Source organism: Pseudomonas sp. GL-RE-29 (assembly GCF_019947275.1).
In the GTDB taxonomy this organism is placed as follows: domain Bacteria; phylum Pseudomonadota; class Gammaproteobacteria; order Pseudomonadales; family Pseudomonadaceae; genus Aquipseudomonas; species Aquipseudomonas fluorescens_A.
Genome location: NZ_JAGYGD010000007.1, coordinates 136,437 through 153,592, shown reverse-complemented (window position 1 = coordinate 153,592; position 17,156 = coordinate 136,437). Strand labels below are relative to the sequence as shown.

Below are 17,156 nucleotides of genomic sequence, written 5' to 3'. Positions count from 1 at the left end.
CGGATTCGCGATCAAGCTTGCCTGAATTTCATCAACTTCTTGAGCAGCGGCCGCCCAAGCATCAGCAAAAACACCGGCCCACCCACCAACAAATAGAAGTAGTAGGTCACCGCCCGCCAGATCAGAATCGCCGCTGCCGCGGTGGATTTCCCCACCATTGGCGCCAACAGTGCCGCCGACGTCAGTTCCGCCGCCCCGGCACCACCCGGCAACAGGCTGAACTGCCCAGCGCTCAAAGACAGCATCTGGATCAGAAAACACCAGGCCCACTGCAAATCCGCGCCGAGCCCACGCAGCGCCAGATAAAGCACGCTATAGCGCAAGATCCAATGCAGGCAGGTCAAGGCAAAAACCGTGATCAGCGTCTGAAACGGTAACTTGAGCGTGTCAGTAAACGCCGCCAGAAAGTGCAGGAGTTTTCGCGCCCAACGCACACGGGTCGTCGATTGGACGTTGAGACGCGCCAGCAATCGACCGCTCAGGCGAATCAGCAAACGGTGATAGCGAGCCACCACGATACAGCTGAGCAACCCGCCGAACATGGAGACAGCGCTGACGATCAGCAGCCACTCCATTCGCTGGCTCAGATGCTGGAACAGCGCGTAAATCAGAATCCCGCTCAGCGCACAGAGGAAAAACAATAAATCGCTCAGTTGATCCATGGCGAACACAGCGCTGCTCCGCGCCGGCCGGACGCCGTTGCGTGCCAGCAGCGCCATGATCGTCAGCGGTCCACCACTGCCGCCGGGGGTGGCGCAATAGGCGAATTCGGCGGCCATCACCACCCCGAGGCTTTTGACCGGATTCACCTTGTCGCGCTGATCCCCCAGTAAAAGGCGCAGGCGGATCGTGTTGACGACCCAGCACAGCAGGATCATGCCGAACATGATCAGCAACTCGCTTAGCGGAAAACTCTGCAGCCGCGACCAGGTCTCGCTCCCGCCCAAAAGCCAGGGAATCAGCACCGCCGCGAGCAGGCCGATCAACAGCAGAATCCCCCGACTCATGCGGCGCGACCCACGCGGTCACTTTGCAGTGCGAGCCAATTCGCCTTGGTCATCGGCACACGACCTTCGGCGAGCAGTCGCTTGAGTGTTTGCAGCCAATAGTTACGCGAAAACTCATGTCGCATGTCCACCGGATGCAAGCCCAGCCGAATCACCGGTGCTTGCCGCCACTGCTGCTCACGCTGATCGCTGACGAGTTTCGACAACCCACGGCGCCAGGCACTGCGCGCACTCCAGACCAGGCCCGGCGCATCGACCGGCGTGAAGTCCGGCAGACGATAGAGGTGTTGCGGATCACTGGTGTAACTCAGGGGCAGTTGGCGTAACGCCTGACGGGTGCCTTCGCTCATCAACCAGGCCGGCGCGACGAAGCCGTGCAGCGGCCAGTGGTTACGTTCGAACACATCGATGCCGGCATGCAGGCGGGCGAGCGCCTCTTGCCGCGAAAGGCTGTAGAACTCGCCCTCGTGGGTATAAATGCGGCGCATGAACCAGTCTCGGGGATTGCTCGCGATCGGCCCGTCGTCGCAATGAAAATAGCCGTGCAGCGCCAGTTCATCACCCCGGGCCGACCTTTCGCTGAGCAGGCGGCGAAATGCCGGGTGCGCTTGCAGATCGTTGTGTTTGTGAAAATCCGGCACCACCAGCCATGTCATCGGCACATCGCCGAGGGCGTCGACGGCTTCGACGAAAGGTTGGTAATCGGCCCAGGTTTGCGGCGCGACGTCGTGCAACACCAATAGCAGGCTGGGCTTATTCATGGATTCAACCATTGGCCACTCGCGGCCATTGGGTGCCGAGCACGGCGTGATAGTGGCCGAGCAAGCTATTGACTACGGTGTCCCAGGCGTAATGCTGCTCGACGTGGCGTCTGGCTTGTCGGCCAAGGACCGCGCTGCCCCCGTTGAATAACTCGTGCACGGCATTGGCCATCGCCAGGGGATCGTTCGGTCGGCACAGCAAGCCGCATTGTTCGGTGACGATTTCTTCAAACGCTCCGGCCGCCACGGCCACCACCGGAATGCCGCTGGCCATGGCTTCCAGTATCACCAGGCCAAAGGTTTCCTGGTCGCCGGCGTGCAGCAACGCATCGGCACTGGCCATCAGGCGCGCGACTTGGGCGGCGGGACAGAACTCGTCGATGACAGTGACATTGGCGGGTACGACGCTCGGCATCGATGAGCCCACCAGCAGCAAGTGATAGCGCCGGCCAAGACGCTTCATGCAGTCGAGCAGGACCGGCAGGTTTTTTTCCTTGGAGCCGCGTCCGGCAAAGATCAGCAGGTGGGTGTTTTCCTCAATGCCCAGTTCGGCTCGCAAGTCAGGATCGCGGGCCTCGGGATGGAAGGTTTGCAAATCGACGCCCAAAGGCTGGACGAAAACGTTCTTCACCCCCAAACCGATCAGTTTGTCCGCCATCACCTGACTTGGCGCCAGTACCCGGTCGAAGTTGCCATAGAGCTTGCTGACATAGGCCTCGACGTTGGGTGTAACCCAGTTGCCCATCCGGTTACTGACCAGCAATGGCAGGTCCGAATGATAGAAGCCGATCACAGGCACATCCAGTTGCCGTCGGGCGTCCAGGGCAGCCCATGCCGTGAGGTAGGGATCACCGACTTCGATCAGTTCGGGTTGCAAATCGTGCAGGACATTGCGCCAGGGCGCGAGGCGGAGAGGGAAACGGTAGCCCTTGCCGAAGGGCAGGGCAGGAGCGGGGACGGTGTAGATGCCATCCTGTTCACTGAAGGAAGCCCCGGGGATCAGCAAACTGTGGCGGATGCCAGGTCGTGTGTACAGGCGACGATGCTTGGCATCCAGATAAGTGCGCACGCCACCGCTGGCGGGGGCGTAGAACATGGTTATGTCCGCGATATGCACGATGAACATCCCTCCGGTCCGTTGATCTCCCTTGGTTGACCTTACTGAAGAATAGATGTTCGGTTGGGGTTTTGCGGGTGGTGACTGAGTCAGGCACTTGTTGTGGCGAGGGAGCTCGCTCCCGCTCGGCTGCGAAGCAGTCGTAAATCAGCCGAAGTGTTCATCCTGAAACACCTCCGACACTGATTTTGGGGTCGCTTCGCAACCCGGCGGGAGCAAGCTCCCTCGCCACATTGGTTGGTGATCCGACGCTAGATGCGGAAACTGCCTACCAATTGCTGCAACCGCGCAGCCTGTTGCTCAAGATCCGAGCAGGCGCGCAATGTCGATTGCAGGTTTTCCACGCCTTCCTGGTTGAGGGTGTTGATCTCGGTGATGTCGACGTTGATCGACTCGACCACGGCCGTCTGTTCCTCGGTCGCCGTGGCCACCGACTGGTTCATGCCGTCGATCTCGCCGATGCGCTGGGTCACGCTGCTCAGGCGCTCGCCGGCCAGGTTGGCGATTTCCACGCTGTCCTGACTGTGGCGCTGGCTGTCGCTCATGGTGCTGACGGATTCCCGGGCGCCAACTTGCAGTTCCTCAATCATGGTCTGCACCTGTTGTGCCGATTCCTGAGTGCGGTGCGCCAGGTTGCGCACTTCATCGGCCACCACGGCAAACCCGCGTCCGGCTTCACCCGCCCGTGCCGCTTCGATGGCGGCGTTGAGCGCCAGCAGGTTGGTTTGCTGGGAGATGCTGGTGATCACTTCAAGAATCTGCCCGATGTTCACGGTTTTACTGTTGAGCGACTCGATGTTGATGCTGGAGGCGCTGAGCATGCTCGACAGTTGATTCATCGCGACAATGCTGCGATCCACCACCTGCTGGCCGTCTTCCGCCAGGCTGCGGGCATCGCTGGCCTGGTTCGACGCTTGCGCGGCGTTGCGGGCGATTTCCTGGGCGGCGGCGCCGAGCTGATTGATCGCCGCTGCCACGCTGTTGGTGCGCGAAGCCTGTTGGTCGGAGTTGTACATCGACGAGTTCGAAGCCGCTACCACACGCAACGCCACTTCGTTGACTTGGCCGGTGGCCGAGCACACTTCGCGGATCGAACCGTGAATGCGTTCCACGAAACGGTTGAACGCGGTGCCGAGGATGCCGAATTCATCGTTGTTCACAATGGTCAGGCGTTTGGTCAGGTCGCCTTCGCCGTCGGCAATGTCGGCCATGGCGCGGGTCATGACGTGTAACGGCTGGATCAGGAAGCGGATCAGCATGCCCAGCAGGGCGATGACTATTGCTACCGCGATGATGGTCGCAATGATCGCAGAGGTGCGGAATTCGCTGAGCTTCGAGAAGGCTTTTTCTTTATCCACCGACAGACCGATGTACCAGTTGACCGAAGACAGGCCTTTGATGGGGGTGAACGTGACAATACGGGTTTTGCCATCGACCTCGATTTCACTGAACTCGCTGCTGATGCGAGGGGTGTTGTTCGGGTAAGCCTCGGATAGGGCTTTCATTACCCGCGTTTTGTCTTGGTGCACCAGGATCTTGCCATCGGCACTGACCAGGAACGCATGACCCATGCCGCCAAAGTCCAGCGCGTTCAGGCTGTCTATGATCATTTTCATGCTCAGGTCACCGCCGACTGCGCCGATGTATTGACCGTCTTTGAATACACTGTGAACGATGGAAATGACCTGTTGGCCTGTGGCCATGTCGATGTAGGGTTCGGTCAATACCGAGCCGCTGGTGCGCTGGGCGCTCTTGTACCAATCCCGGATGCGGGGGTCGAAGCCCTCTGGCATCTTGGCGTCCGGGCGGATGATGAAGGTGCCATCGACGCTACCCAGAAAGACGCCCATGAAGGCCGCGGCCAGCGCCTTCTGTTCAAGGAGTTTGGTAATGTTGCTCGGGTCAGGATTCAGCGTGACGTTTTGTGAGAGGTTTTCAATCAACAGGCTGCCTCCGTTCAGCCAGGTCTGGATGTTGTTGGCAGTCACTCTGCCCATTTCTTGCAGGTAGTTGTCCAGATCATTGCGGATCGCATTACGTTGCTTGTAGTCGTTGTACAGCGTAAATGAAGCAAAGGCGGCAGTGACGATGAGGGCGGCGGCTAGCAGGATCTTATGGCTGAAGAGCATGTTTTTATTCATGGCTTGGAGCTCCGATAAGGTCTTAACTCCCACGGCGTGCTTTTATAAAAAGGAACGCATCATGGGCGACGGTGAAATCAAGTTGATATTTCCGTCCTCGCCCTAGCGGATTATCAACGCAGTCCTGTTATCGGCAATGAACGATCAAAGTTTAACCATGGGTGACCAAATGCCTGACTCATTGCAACTCGTTATCGGCGCCGATCTCGCGGGGCAGCCGATCGCCCAGGCCATGCGCCTGGCCAACCGTCACGGTTTGATTGCGGGGGCCACGGGCACCGGCAAAACCGTTACCTTGCAGCGTATGGCCGAAGCGTTCAGCGATGCCGGCGTGGCGGTATTCGCCGCCGATATCAAAGGTGACCTGTGCGGCCTGGGCGCCGCTGGCAATCCCCAGGGCAAGATCGCCGAACGGATCGCCGGGATGTCGTGGTTGAATCACAAGCCTCAGGCTTATCCGGTCACCCTGTGGGACATTCACGGTCAGTCCGGTCATCCATTACGTACAACCTTGAGTGAAATGGGACCGCTACTATTAGGAAGCTTGCTGGAGCTGACTGACAGTCAGCAGTCGGCGCTGTACGCCGCGTTCAAGGTTGCGGACCGCGAAGGCCTGTTGCTCCTGGATTTGAAGGACCTGAAGGCGCTGCTTAACCACCTCAAGGACAATCCGGCCTTGCTGGGCGACGACGCGGCGTTAATGACCACCGGTTCCAGTCAGGCTCTATTAAGGCGTCTGGCGACCCTGGAGCAGCAGGGTGCTGAAGCGCTGTTCGGCGAGCCGGCGCTGCGACTCGAAGACATCCTGCAACCGACCGCCGAGGGCCGTGGACGCATTCATTTGCTCGATGCCAGCCGTCTGGTGCATGAAGCGCCGAAGGTCTACGCGACCTTCCTGTTGTGGCTGTTGGCCGAATTGTTCGAGCAACTGCCGGAACGCGGCGATGGTGACAAACCGTTGCTGGCGCTGTTTTTCGACGAAGCGCACTTGTTGTTCGCCGGGACGCCCAAGGCCTTGCAGGATCGGCTGGAGCAAGTGGTACGGCTGATTCGCTCGAAAGGCGTGGGCGTGTATTTCGTCACCCAGTCGCCGGGCGACTTGCCGGATGACGTGCTGGCGCAACTGGGTCTGCGCATTCAGCACGGTTTGCGTGCGTTCACTGCCAAGGAGCAGAAATCCTTGCGTGCGGTGGCCGAGGGCTTCCGGCCGAATCCGGCGTTCGATGCTTTATCGGTGTTGACTGAACTCGGGATCGGCGAGGCGCTGGTGGGCACTTTGCAGGACAAGGGCACGCCGGAAATGGTCCAGCGAGTCTTGGTGGCACCGCCGCAATCGCGGATCGGGCCGCTGAGTGATGCCGAGCGTCGGGGGCTGATCGCCGGTTCGTCGTTGCAGGGTCGTTATGGCAAGCCGATTGATCGCGAGTCGGCGTATGAAGTGCTGATGGGGCGCAAGGGGTTGGCGCCGGAACCTGAAGTGGTACCGGGCAAACCGGCTGAACCGAGTTTCACCGAACAGGCCGGAGAGTTTCTCGGCACGGCGGCCGGGAAGGCGCTGAAGTCGGCGATGCAGCAGGCGGCGAATCAATTAGGCCGACAGTTGGTACGAGGGTTGATGGGCTCGTTATTAGGCGGCAAAAAACGCCGTTAAAAGCAAAGATCGCAACCTGCGGCAGTGTTCCCCTGTAGGAGCTGCAGCAGGCTGCGATGTTCTGATCTTGCTTCTAATTCCTGGGCTTGGCGTGCGCAGCCAAACGCTCCAGCGCCGCCCGCAAATTCGGATCACTGATGCCATCCGCCGTCGCCTGAATGGTCGCAGCCGCATCATTGGACAAATCCATCGTATGCCCGGCCGCACCTTGCTGAACGGTAGGCGGCTGAACCTTGAACAGAATCCGCGTGAGACTGGTGAACTCGTCGAACATCTGCAATTGCCGTTGCAGGCGCTTTTGCTGGTAGCGCAGACGGGTGGCCCAATGGCCATCGGTGACAATCAGCAACAAACTGCCTTCGCGCCACGACGCCACATGACAGTGTTCGCGAGCGGCGGGTTGCAATTGGCTTTCGAGCAAACGTTGCAGATGACCCAGGCGTTGAGCGTGGCCAAGAATGGCTTTAAGCGGCTTGGCTTCGCGTAGTAGAACGGCCGGAACTTTGGCCGTAAGTGGGCGAAATGCCATGATCAGACACCTGAAGTAACAGAGCCGCCATGGTAGCAGAAAGCACCGGATGAACTCGCGCCATTGCTTTTGTGGATGCTTTACCCATTAAATCAACAACTAACTTCTTCCTTGAACGGGTTGAAGTTGAGCAAAACGCCCTTATTTTAAGTGAGCCCCGACAAAGCGCAGTGCCAGCATCGTGGAATATCGCCACTTTCCTCACCACCGTTTCCGGGTAGAATGCTCGTTCGCATGCGGCCATGAGGGCTGCACGGGCGACTCACGGGGCCGCCCTCCATCCCTTTAGTGTGGAAGATCCTGCCGATATGTTTGCGCCTTTGTTAAAGAAACTTTTTGGAAGCAAGAACGAGCGTGAAGTCAAACGCATGCTCAAGACGGTGCAATTCGTCAATGCCTTCGAAGAGCAAATGGTAGCCCTTTCGGACGATCAATTGCGTGCCAAGACAGATGAGTTCAAGGCCCGCATCGCCAAAGGGGAAACCCTCGACAAGCTGCTGCCAGAAGCCTTTGCGGTCGCCCGCGAAGCCGGCAAGCGCGTCATGGGTATGCGCCACTTCGATGTCCAGCTGATCGGCGGCATGACCTTGCATGAAGGCAAGATCGCTGAAATGCGTACCGGTGAAGGCAAGACCCTGGTGGCAACACTGGGCGTTTACCTCAACGCATTGTCCGGCAAAGGCGTGCACGTTGTGACGGTGAACGACTACCTGGCCCGTCGTGACGCCAACTGGATGCGTCCGCTCTATGAATTCCTCGGCCTGACGGTCGGTGTGGTCACGCCGTTCCAGCCGCCGGAAGAGAAGCGCGCTGCCTACGCCGCCGACATCACCTACGGCACCAACAACGAATTCGGTTTCGATTACCTGCGCGACAACATGGCGTTCAGCGTGGAAGAAAAATTCCAGCGTGAACTCAATTTTGCCGTGATCGACGAAGTCGACTCCATCCTCATCGACGAAGCCCGTACCCCACTGATCATTTCCGGTCAGGCCGAGGACAGCTCCAAGCTGTACATCGAGATCAACAAACTGATCCCGCAGCTGGAATTGCACGTCGAAGAAGTCGAAGGCGAAGTCACCAAGGCTGGCCACTACACCGTTGACGAGAAGACCCGTCAGGTCGAACTCAACGAAGCCGGTCACCAGTACGTCGAAGAAACCCTTACCCGCATCGGCCTGCTGGCTGAAGGGGAGAGCCTGTACTCGGCGCATAACCTGAGCCTGCTGACTCACGTTTATGCCGGTCTGCGTGCGCACAAGCTGTTCAACCGCAACATTGAATACATCGTGCAGGACGGTCAGGTTGTCCTGGTCGACGAACACACCGGTCGTACCATGCCGGGCCGTCGTTTGTCCGAAGGCCTGCACCAGGCCATCGAAGCCAAGGAAAACCTCAACATCCAGGCCGAAAGCCAGACCCTGGCATCGACCACGTTCCAGAACTATTTCCGTCTGTACAACAAACTGTCCGGCATGACCGGTACGGCCGACACCGAAGCGTTCGAGTTCCATCAGATCTATGGCCTGCAGGTCATGGTCATTCCACCGAACAAGCCGTTGGCCCGTAAGGACTACAACGACCTGGTGTTCCTGACTGCCGAAGAGAAGTACGCGGCAATCGTCGCCGACATCAAGGAAAGCATGGCCGCGGGCCGTCCGGTGCTGGTGGGTACTGCAACCATCGAAACCTCCGAGCACATGTCCAGCCTGCTCGTGAAGGAAGGCATCGAACACAAGGTTCTGAACGCCAAGTTCCACGAAAAAGAAGCTGAAATCATCGCCCAGGCGGGTCGCCCAGGCGCACTGACCATCGCTACCAACATGGCCGGTCGTGGTACCGACATCCTGTTGGGCGGCAACTGGGAAGTGGAAGTGGCTTCGCTGGAAAACCCGACCCCTGAGCAGATTGCCCAGATCAAGGCCGACTGGCAGAAACGTCACCAGCAAGTGCTCGAGTCGGGCGGTTTGCAGGTGATCGCTTCCGAACGTCACGAATCGCGCCGTATCGACAACCAGTTGCGTGGTCGTGCGGGTCGTCAGGGTGACGCCGGTTCCAGCCGTTTCTACCTGTCGCTGGAAGACAGCCTGATGCGTATCTTCGCCTCTGACCGGGTGAAGAACTTCATGAAAGCCCTGGGCATGCAGCCTGGCGAAGCGATCGAGCACCGCATGGTGACCAACGCCATCGAAAAGGCTCAGCGCAAGGTTGAAGGTCGCAACTTCGATATTCGTAAGCAACTGCTCGAGTTCGACGACGTCAACAACGAACAGCGTAAAGTGATCTATCACATGCGTAACACGTTGCTGGCTGCCGATAACATCGGTGAAACCATCGCCGATTTCCGTCAGGACGTGCTCAACGCTACCGTCAGTGCGCACATTCCACCGCAATCGCTGCCTGAGCAGTGGGATGTTGCCGGTCTGGAAGCCGCGTTGCAGAGCGACTTCGGTGTGGCATTGCCGATCCAGCAATGGCTCGACGAAGACGATCACCTGTACGAAGAAACCCTGCGCGAGAAGCTGATGCAGGAGCTCATCGCGGCGTACAACGAGAAAGAAGACCAGGCGGGCGCCGAAGCGCTGCGCACCTTCGAGAAACAAATCGTTCTGCGTGTGCTGGACGACCTGTGGAAAGACCATCTGTCGACCATGGATCACCTGCGTCACGGCATCCACTTGCGTGGCTACGCCCAGAAGAACCCGAAGCAGGAATACAAGCGCGAGTCGTTCACGCTGTTCTCCGAGCTGCTGGATTCGATCAAGCGCGACTCGATCCGTGTGCTGTCGCACGTTCAGGTTCGCCGCGAAGATCCGGCCGAAGAAGAGGCGCGTCTGCGTCAGGAAGCCGAGGCACTGGCGGCGCGCATGCAGTTCCTGCATGAAGAAGCCCCAGGTCTGGAGCAGCCGGAAGTGTTGGGTGAAGAGGTCGATGTGGCCCTCGCCACGGCACCGGTTCGCAACGATCAGAAGCTGGGTCGCAACGAGCTGTGCTACTGCGGTTCGGGCAAGAAATTCAAGCATTGCCACGGGCAGATCCAGTAAAACCCGTTTCATACGCTGAAATACCCGCGCCGCGACCGGCCTATGCCGTCGCGGCGTTTTGCCATTTAAACCACCGCTCTTACTGACGCGGTGCAGACATCATTGAGTAAGGAGCGCATTCATGGCTGTTGGTCTTGGTCCTTTGCCAACGTTGCACCCGGTTGCCGGTTTTGAACTCGGTATTGCCTCGGCCGGTATCAAGCGCCCGGGGCGCAAGGATGTTGTGGTTATGCGTTGTGCCGAAGGCTCGACGGTGGCGGGTGTGTTCACCCTGAACGCCTTTTGCGCCGCTCCGGTGATCCTGGCCAAGCAACGTGTGCAAGGCCCGGTGCGTTACCTGCTGACCAACACCGGCAACGCCAACGCCGGTACCGGCGAGCCAGGCCTGGCCGCCGCCGAGCGCACCTGCGCCAAACTGGCCCAGCTGACCGGTGTCGACGCCAGCCTGGTGCTGCCGTACTCCACCGGCGTGATCGGCGAGCCACTGCCGGTCGAGAAAATCGAAGGCGCACTGCAAGCCGCCCTTGATGACCTGTCGGTGAATAACTGGGAAGCGGCCGCCACCGGCATCATGACCACCGACACTATGCCGAAAGGCGCCAGCCGCCAGTTCCAGCATGACGGCGTGACCATCACCGTGACCGGCATCAGCAAAGGCGCGGGCATGATTCGCCCGAACATGGCCACCATGCTCGGCTACATCGCCACCGACGCCAAAGTCTCCCGCGACGTCCTGCAAAACCTGATGCTGGATGGCGCCAACAAGTCGTTCAACCGCATCACCATCGACGGCGACACGTCGACCAACGACTGCTGCATGCTGATCGCCACCGGTCAGGCTGCACTGCCGGAAATCACCGAAGCGAGCGGCGAGCTGTTCGGCAAATTGAAGCAAGCGGTGTTCGAAGTTTGCATGGAGGTGGCCCAAGCCATCGTTCGTGACGGCGAAGGCGCGACCAAGTTCGTCACTGTTGAAGTCAACGGTGGTGGCAATCATCAGGAATGCCTGGACGTCGGTTACACCGTGGCCCACTCGCCACTGATCAAGACTGCGCTGTTCGCTTCCGACCCGAACTGGGGCCGCATCCTGGCCGCCGTGGGCCGTGCCGGCGTTCCAAACCTGGACGTTAGCAAGATCGACGTGTTCCTCGGCGAAGTGTGCATCGCCAGCCGTGGCGCCCGTGCCGCGACCTACACCGAAGCCCAGGGCGCGGCGGTGATGCAGCAGGAAGAGATCACCATCCGTATCGAACTGGGTCGCGGCGATTGCAGCGAAACCATCTGGACCACCGATTTGTCCCACGAGTACGTGAAGATCAACGCTGAGTATCGTACTTAAGACCGAGTCGACCCCGTCGCGGGCAAGCCCGCTCCCACAGGTTCGGTGGCGTACACAAATGTTGTGTTCAACATTGTCACTGTGGGAGCGGGCTTGCCCGCGATGACGGATACCCAGACGCAAAAATTTGGCCTGTCCACCTCATCAAAAGGTCCCGAGCATGAGCCTTCATCTGATCATCGGCGACAAACTGCATTCCTCCTGGTCCCTGCGTGGCGCCCTGGCCCTTGATCTGGCCGGCGCTTCCTACACCGAAGAGCTGATCAAGCTCAACCAGCCAGACACCCGCGAACGTCTGCTCAAGCACTCGCCGACCGCCAAAGTCCCGCTGCTGAAAACCGAGCACGGCACCATCGCCGATTCTCTGGCAATTGCCGAGTACCTGGCAGATCAGTTCCCGGACGCCGCCCTCTGGCCCAAAGACGTTAGCGCCCGTGCCCAGGCCCGTTCGGCGTGCGCGCAGATGCACAGCGGATTCTTCGCCATGCGCGGCAATATGCCGTTCGACCTGAGCCGCGATGCACCGCTGTCACCGGTTCCCGCTGATGTACAAGCGGACGTTGAGCGCATGCTGGCTTTGTGGGCCGAGTGTCGCGCCGCCGCGACCGAAAGTGGCCCGTACCTGTTTGGCCGTATATCCCTGGCCGATGCGTTCTTTGCCCCGATTGCCGTGCGCTTGCGCACCTATCAGGTGAAACTGCCCGCGGCTGACGAAGCCTATGTTGAAACCGTCTACCAATGGCCGGCGTTCAAGGCCTGGCAGAAGGCCGGACTGGAGGAAATCGAGCGGTGAAACGAGTTCACGTAGCCGCCGCCGTTATCCGTGATAACAGCGGCAAGATCCTCATCGCACGGCGTGCCGACACTCAGCACCAGGGCGGTCTTTGGGAATTTCCCGGTGGCAAGGTCGAGGCCGATGAGTCGGTCGAGGCCGCACTCTCCCGCGAGTTGCACGAAGAGCTTGGCATCGTGGTCAGCGCGGCGCGCCCGTTGATCAAGGTCTGCCACGATTACCCGGACAAGCAGGTGTTGCTGGATGTCTGGGAAGTCTCGGCGTTTACTGGCGAGCCGCACGGCGCCGAAGGTCAACCACTGGCGTGGGTGACGGCGCGTGAGTTGTCGAGCTACGAATTTCCCGAGGCCAACCGGCCGATCGTCGCTGCCGCGCGGCTACCCGAGCAGTACCTGATCACCCCGGAAGACCTGGAAACCCCGGCGTTGCTGCGGGGCATTCAGAAAGCCATCGCGGGCGGGATCAAACTGATCCAGCTGCGCGCACCCAATGGTTACGATCCGAAGTACCGTGATCTGGCGGTGGATGCCGTGGGGCTGTGTGCCGGCAAGGCGCAGTTGATGATCAAGGGGCCTTTCGAGTGGTTGGGGGATTTCCCGTCCGCCGGTTGGCACATCACCTCTGCGCAGTTGCGCAAGTACGCCGCTGCCGGTCGGCCGTTGCCGGCATCGCGCTGGTTGGCGGCGTCATGCCATAACGCTGAAGAGCTGGCATTGGCTGAAGAGATGGGTGTCGACTTCGTGACCTTGTCGCCGGTGCAGCCGACGTTGACTCATCCAGAGGCGCAACCGCTGGGTTGGGAGCAGGCTTCGAGCTTGATCGAGGGATTTAGCAGACCTGTATTCCTGCTCGGTGGTGTGGGGCCGGCGGAAGTTCAGAAGGCCTGGGAAGCGGGTGCCCAGGGTGTCGCAGGGATTCGGGCATTTTGGCCTGATCCGTTGGTGTAGCCATTGGCCTCATCGCGAGCAGGCTCACTCCTACAGTTGACCGAGTCGTTTCAGTAAAAAACGCAATCAACTGTAGGAGCGAGCCTGCTCGCGAAGGCGGCCTGACGGGCGCCGTCTAAACCTCAGGCTTCGCCGCCGCCTGCCAAAGAATCTCTGCGATCCCCTGGCGCCTGGCAATCACCCGCGCCACTACAAACAGCAAATCCGACAAGCGATTGATGTACGCCAAACCCACCCCGGCCAAGGGCTCGACGGCATTCAAATGCTGACACCGGCGCTCGGCACTGCGGGCCAGGCTGCGGCAGACGTGTGCCTGGGCAATCAACATCGAACCACCCGGCAGAATGAAGTTCTCTAGCGGCCCCAGCTCCTCATTCCATACATCAATCGCCGCTTCCAGGCGTTCGATTTCCGCCACGTTCAACGCCTGATACTCCGGCATCGCCAGTTCACCACCGAGGTCGAACAAGCGATGCTGACAGGGTGCCAGCACCTCGATTACTTCCTGCAACTCCGGATATTCGGCGCTCCCCGCCGTCAGCCCGGCCAACAACACGCCTACTTGGCTGTTGAGCGTATCGACTTCACCAATGGCTTCGATCCGCGGGTGGTCCTTGGGCACACGACGGCCGTCGCCTAAGCCGGTTTCGCCTTTGTCGCCGGTGCGGGTGTAAATTTTCGACAAGCGAAAGCCCATGGTTACCTCGATAGCTGATTGAATTCTTGAGAGACGAGCTGAGTGCCCGCCAAGGGCAGGCGCAAGGTGAAGCAAGTGCCTTGGCCCAGGGTCGATTGCACTTCCATCTGGCCCTTGTGGTTATTGGTGATGATGAAGTACGAGACTGACAAGCCCAGACCGGTGCCCTGGCCAATTTCCTTGGTGGTGAAAAACGGTTCGAACGTGCGTTTGCGCACGCTTTCGCTCATGCCGATGCCGTTGTCTTCGACCTGGATTTCCGCCCATGGTGGATTGAGTCGGGTGCGCAGGATGATCCGCCCCGGTTCGCTGTCGTCTTCACGCTGGTGAATGGCTTGCGCAGCGTTTTTCAACAGATTGAGCAGCACTTGTTCCAATTCGTTGGCGGTGCCGGGTACCGGGCCGAGCGCAGGATCGAACTGACGAATGATCGCCTGGCCCTTGAAGTCGAAACCGATGGCCAGGTCGAAGTCGTTTCCGGCGATTTCCACGGCTTGATCGATCAGCGCCGGCAGGTCGCACGGGGCCATTTGCCGGGTGCTGCGGCGGCTGAAGCTGAGCATGTGGGTCACAATTTTCGCCGCCCGCGCACCGGCCTGCTGGATGCCGTCGAGTAGCTGCGGCACTTCCCTTGCTTGCAAGTAGTTATTGACCGTCGCCAGCTCGATGCCGATTTGCTCGGCTTGCTCAAGGTTCTTCGGCAGTTCCGGAGACAGGCGTCGGCGAATGTTCTGCACGTTGTGCAGGATCGCGCCCAGCGGGTTGTTGATCTCGTGGGCCATGCCGGCGGCGAGTCCACCGACGGACAGCATTTTCTCCGACTGCACCATCATTTCTTCCAGGGACAGGCGCTGGGTGATGTCGTCGATCCGGATCACTACGCCGCGTCCGGCACCGCCCATCAGCGGGTAGAAAGTCAGGGCGTAGTGTTTGGGTTCATCGTCCTTGATCCAGGTCACGCGCTCGATCTTGGCCACTGTATGTTGCTCAACCGTCTGCTTGAGTTGCGGCAGAAACGGCTTGAGCGGCTCGAAGGCGAGGAAGATCGGCTGGTTGAGGGCTTCGTCGAGGCGTGTGCCGGAGAGGGCGCTGGCTTCCTGATTCCACTGCGTCACGTAGAGCTGCTCGTCGAGGGCAATCAGCGCCGAGGGCATGGAGTCGATGATGCTGTTGAGATAATTCTGAAACCCGGTGAGCTTCTTCTCGATCTTGCTGCGCACCTGGACTTCGAGTTCCAGTTTGCGATTGGTGTGCCGGGTTTCTTCGGCCAGGCCTTGGGCCTGGTCATACGCAGCCTGGGAGTCGTCCCGTGCCCGTTTCAGTTGCTGCTCCCGCGCTTCGATGCGCGAAAGCATGGTGTTGAACGCTTCGGCGAGGCTACCGATTTCGTCGTGGTTACCCCGGGAGGCGCGCAGGGCGTAGTTCTCTTCGCGGGTCACCTGCCGGGACAACTCTTCGAGTTGATGGATCGGCCGGGTGATCAGGCGTTTGATCTGCCGGGCGATGATCAGCCACAGCAGCACACTGAATATCAGGATGCCGAGGCTGGCGGTCAATGTCCCGGTATAGAACGCCATTGGCAGTTCGCTGCTGGCCACCAGGAGTAGATGGCCCGGCGCGGTGCCGGGGCGGGGCAGGGTGATCACTTGATTGCTGCGAAATTCGGTGGCTTGCCAGGATTCGATATGCCGATAACGCGACGGCAGGTTCAGATGATCACCGTGTTGCAACTGCGCCAGGCGCTCGCCCTTGCCGTCATACAGCGCGGCTGCGCGCAGGGGGGAATAGCTGTTGAGTTCATCAAGCAAGCGTTGCGCGCTTTGCGGTGACTCCAGCGCCTGGTCCACCAGGCTCGGATTGGATACCAGTCGGCCAATGGTCTGGAGTGCCTGGGGCGCCATGCTTTCCTGGGAGATGTAATACGCGGCGCTGATAAAGGTCAGGTTGGCGACCAGCAAAACCGTGGTCAACAGCACCAACAGGGCGGCCAGGAGTTTCTGGCCGACAGGAAGGTTTTCAAGGCGCTGGCGCAATGGCATCGGGTAATTCGCTGCGAAGGAACAAGTGGGCAGCGTAGCCGCTGCTCAGTCGCTGGGCAATCCAAGGCTTTGCAGACGGGTGATCAGTCGTTGCTGCAATTGATTGAGGTGCGGCAGGTTCAATTGATGCCGCGAGGCGACTTTACAGGCATGGCCCAGCAAGTAACTGATTTCGGTTCGGCGCTGGTTGCTGACGTCCTGGTACATCGATGAGTAGTTGGCAGCGGTGGCGTGGATTACCCGTTCGACTTCTTGTTGCAGGTTTTCCGCCGCTGCGGGCTGGCCGCAACGTTCAAGCAACTCGCTCAGTTCGCCGCATAGGGTGGCGACTTCGCAGTGATGGTCTTGCAATCCGCCATTGCGGCAATCGTGCAGGACGGTCAGCGGATTGATCGCGCAGTTGAGCGCCAATTTGCGCCACAACCGGGTCAGAATCTCGGTGCTCCACTCGTGGGGGATTCCCGCTGCGTTCAAGTCATCCAGCCAGATCGGCGCCACGGGATGGCCGGCATCGCCGAGCCAGGTGAAGCCGTGACCGGCGAACACCACACGCCAGTCGCCGTCGCGGAATGCTCCTTCGGTGCTCGATGCGTAGATGCAGCGCGCCTGCGGTACTTGCGCCGCCACGGCGTCCTGGCTGCCCAGGCCGTTCTGCAACAAGATCAGCTCAGCGCCGGGAGCCAGGCGCGGTGCCAGTTGAGCCACGGCTTTTTCGGCGTCATAGGCCTTGCAGGCGACCAACAGTCGATTGATCGGCTCTGCGCCGTCGGGCGTTTCGGCAGGCACCGGGTAGCACCTGGCTTCCCCATGCTCGACCAGCGTCAGTCCGTCTGTCGCCTCATAAGCCTGCAATCGGGCAGCATTGCGCACGATCAGCCGCACCGGCACTCCGGCCCGAGCCAGACGAGTCGCCCACAACGTACCGAGGCTGCCAGCGCCCAGAACATGCCAGGTGGTGGACATCAGCTTTTTGCTCTGTTTAACGCGCGCATGGAAGGCTCGCAGTGAATGATGGGAAAGACCCGTTATAATCAGCGCGGATTTTTACCGCAAGCCAGGCGTGCTCCATTGGTGCGCCTTTTATTTGGAGA

At 59.9% G+C, this 17,156-nt stretch carries 13 protein-coding genes and 1 pseudogene; 5 read left to right on the top strand and 9 right to left on the bottom strand.

The genetic code is table 11. The features are described 5' to 3' along the window. Window positions 1-11: 11 nt before the first annotated feature. The 5 genes and pseudogenes from KGB21_RS08760 to KGB21_RS29575 all read right to left on the bottom strand — a co-directional run. Window positions 12-1,007: a YbhN family protein gene (locus KGB21_RS08760; RefSeq protein WP_223504772.1), complete on the bottom strand. Its 996-nt coding sequence runs from the start codon at window positions 1,005-1,007 to the stop codon at window positions 12-14. Beyond that, complete coding sequence (locus tag KGB21_RS08755) at window positions 1,004-1,780, bottom strand: DUF2334 domain-containing protein (protein ID WP_223504770.1); 777 nt, start codon at window positions 1,778-1,780, stop codon at window positions 1,004-1,006. The genes KGB21_RS08760 and KGB21_RS08755 overlap by 4 nt, the downstream gene beginning before the upstream one ends. Beyond that, the gene (locus KGB21_RS08750; protein WP_223504768.1) at window positions 1,773-2,894 is read right to left on the bottom strand and encodes a glycosyltransferase family 4 protein; all 1,122 of its coding nucleotides are present in this window, start codon (window positions 2,892-2,894) and stop codon (window positions 1,773-1,775) included. Before KGB21_RS08750 ends, KGB21_RS08755 begins: the two co-directional genes overlap by 8 nt. Before the next feature lie 242 nt (window positions 2,895-3,136). Beyond that, window positions 3,137-3,901, bottom strand: a complete 765-nt coding sequence (locus tag KGB21_RS29580) for a methyl-accepting chemotaxis protein (RefSeq protein WP_411741346.1) — start codon at window positions 3,899-3,901, stop codon at window positions 3,137-3,139. 93 nt (window positions 3,902-3,994) lie between these two features. Then, window positions 3,995-5,014, bottom strand: a pseudogene (locus KGB21_RS29575) (cache and HAMP domain-containing protein); the annotation flags it as partial. 181 nt (window positions 5,015-5,195) lie between these two features. Here KGB21_RS29575 and KGB21_RS08740 point away from each other — a divergent pair. After that, window positions 5,196-6,677 (top strand): helicase HerA-like domain-containing protein, encoded by a 1,482-nt coding sequence (locus KGB21_RS08740; RefSeq protein WP_223504763.1) that lies wholly within the window; start codon window positions 5,196-5,198, stop codon window positions 6,675-6,677. Window positions 6,678-6,750: 73 nt separating this feature from the next. On the opposite strand, the gene KGB21_RS08735 is transcribed toward KGB21_RS08740, so the two are convergent. Further along, window positions 6,751-7,206, bottom strand: a complete 456-nt coding sequence (locus KGB21_RS08735; protein ID WP_034149123.1) for a DUF721 domain-containing protein — start codon at window positions 7,204-7,206, stop codon at window positions 6,751-6,753. A gap of 308 nt (window positions 7,207-7,514) precedes the next feature. Here KGB21_RS08735 and secA point away from each other — a divergent pair, with 308 nt between their 5' ends. The 4 genes from secA (at window position 7,515) to KGB21_RS08715 (ending at window position 13,329) form a co-directional block, all read left to right on the top strand. After that, window positions 7,515-10,250 (top strand): preprotein translocase subunit SecA, encoded by a 2,736-nt coding sequence (gene secA, locus KGB21_RS08730; protein ID WP_034149124.1) that lies wholly within the window; start codon window positions 7,515-7,517, stop codon window positions 10,248-10,250. Window positions 10,251-10,371: 121 nt separating this feature from the next. Next, the gene (gene argJ, locus KGB21_RS08725; protein ID WP_223504761.1) at window positions 10,372-11,589 is read left to right on the top strand and encodes a bifunctional glutamate N-acetyltransferase/amino-acid acetyltransferase ArgJ; all 1,218 of its coding nucleotides are present in this window, start codon (window positions 10,372-10,374) and stop codon (window positions 11,587-11,589) included. Window positions 11,590-11,749: 160 nt separating this feature from the next. Beyond that, a complete protein-coding gene (locus KGB21_RS08720) occupies window positions 11,750-12,382 on the top strand; it encodes a glutathione S-transferase family protein (protein ID WP_223504759.1) in 633 nt (210 codons plus the stop codon). Beyond that, entirely contained in the window at window positions 12,379-13,329 is a 951-nt protein-coding gene (locus tag KGB21_RS08715; RefSeq protein WP_223504757.1) for a Nudix family hydrolase, read from the top strand. The genes KGB21_RS08720 and KGB21_RS08715 overlap by 4 nt, the downstream gene beginning before the upstream one ends. A 115-nt stretch (window positions 13,330-13,444) precedes the next feature. On the opposite strand, the gene KGB21_RS08710 is transcribed toward KGB21_RS08715, so the two are convergent. Genes KGB21_RS08710 through KGB21_RS08700 form a run of 3 tightly spaced genes read right to left on the bottom strand, consistent with a single transcriptional unit; the run spans window position 13,445 to window position 17,028 of the window. Continuing rightward, window positions 13,445-14,026, bottom strand: a complete 582-nt coding sequence (locus KGB21_RS08710) for a cob(I)yrinic acid a,c-diamide adenosyltransferase (RefSeq protein ID WP_223504755.1) — start codon at window positions 14,024-14,026, stop codon at window positions 13,445-13,447. 2 nt (window positions 14,027-14,028) lie between these two features. Next, complete coding sequence (locus tag KGB21_RS08705) at window positions 14,029-16,065, bottom strand: HAMP domain-containing sensor histidine kinase (protein WP_034149129.1); 2,037 nt, start codon at window positions 16,063-16,065, stop codon at window positions 14,029-14,031. A gap of 45 nt (window positions 16,066-16,110) precedes the next feature. After that, window positions 16,111-17,028, bottom strand: coding sequence for a putative 2-dehydropantoate 2-reductase (locus KGB21_RS08700; protein ID WP_034149130.1), 918 nt, complete (start codon window positions 17,026-17,028; stop codon window positions 16,111-16,113). Between the last annotated feature and the right edge of the window lie 128 nt (window positions 17,029-17,156).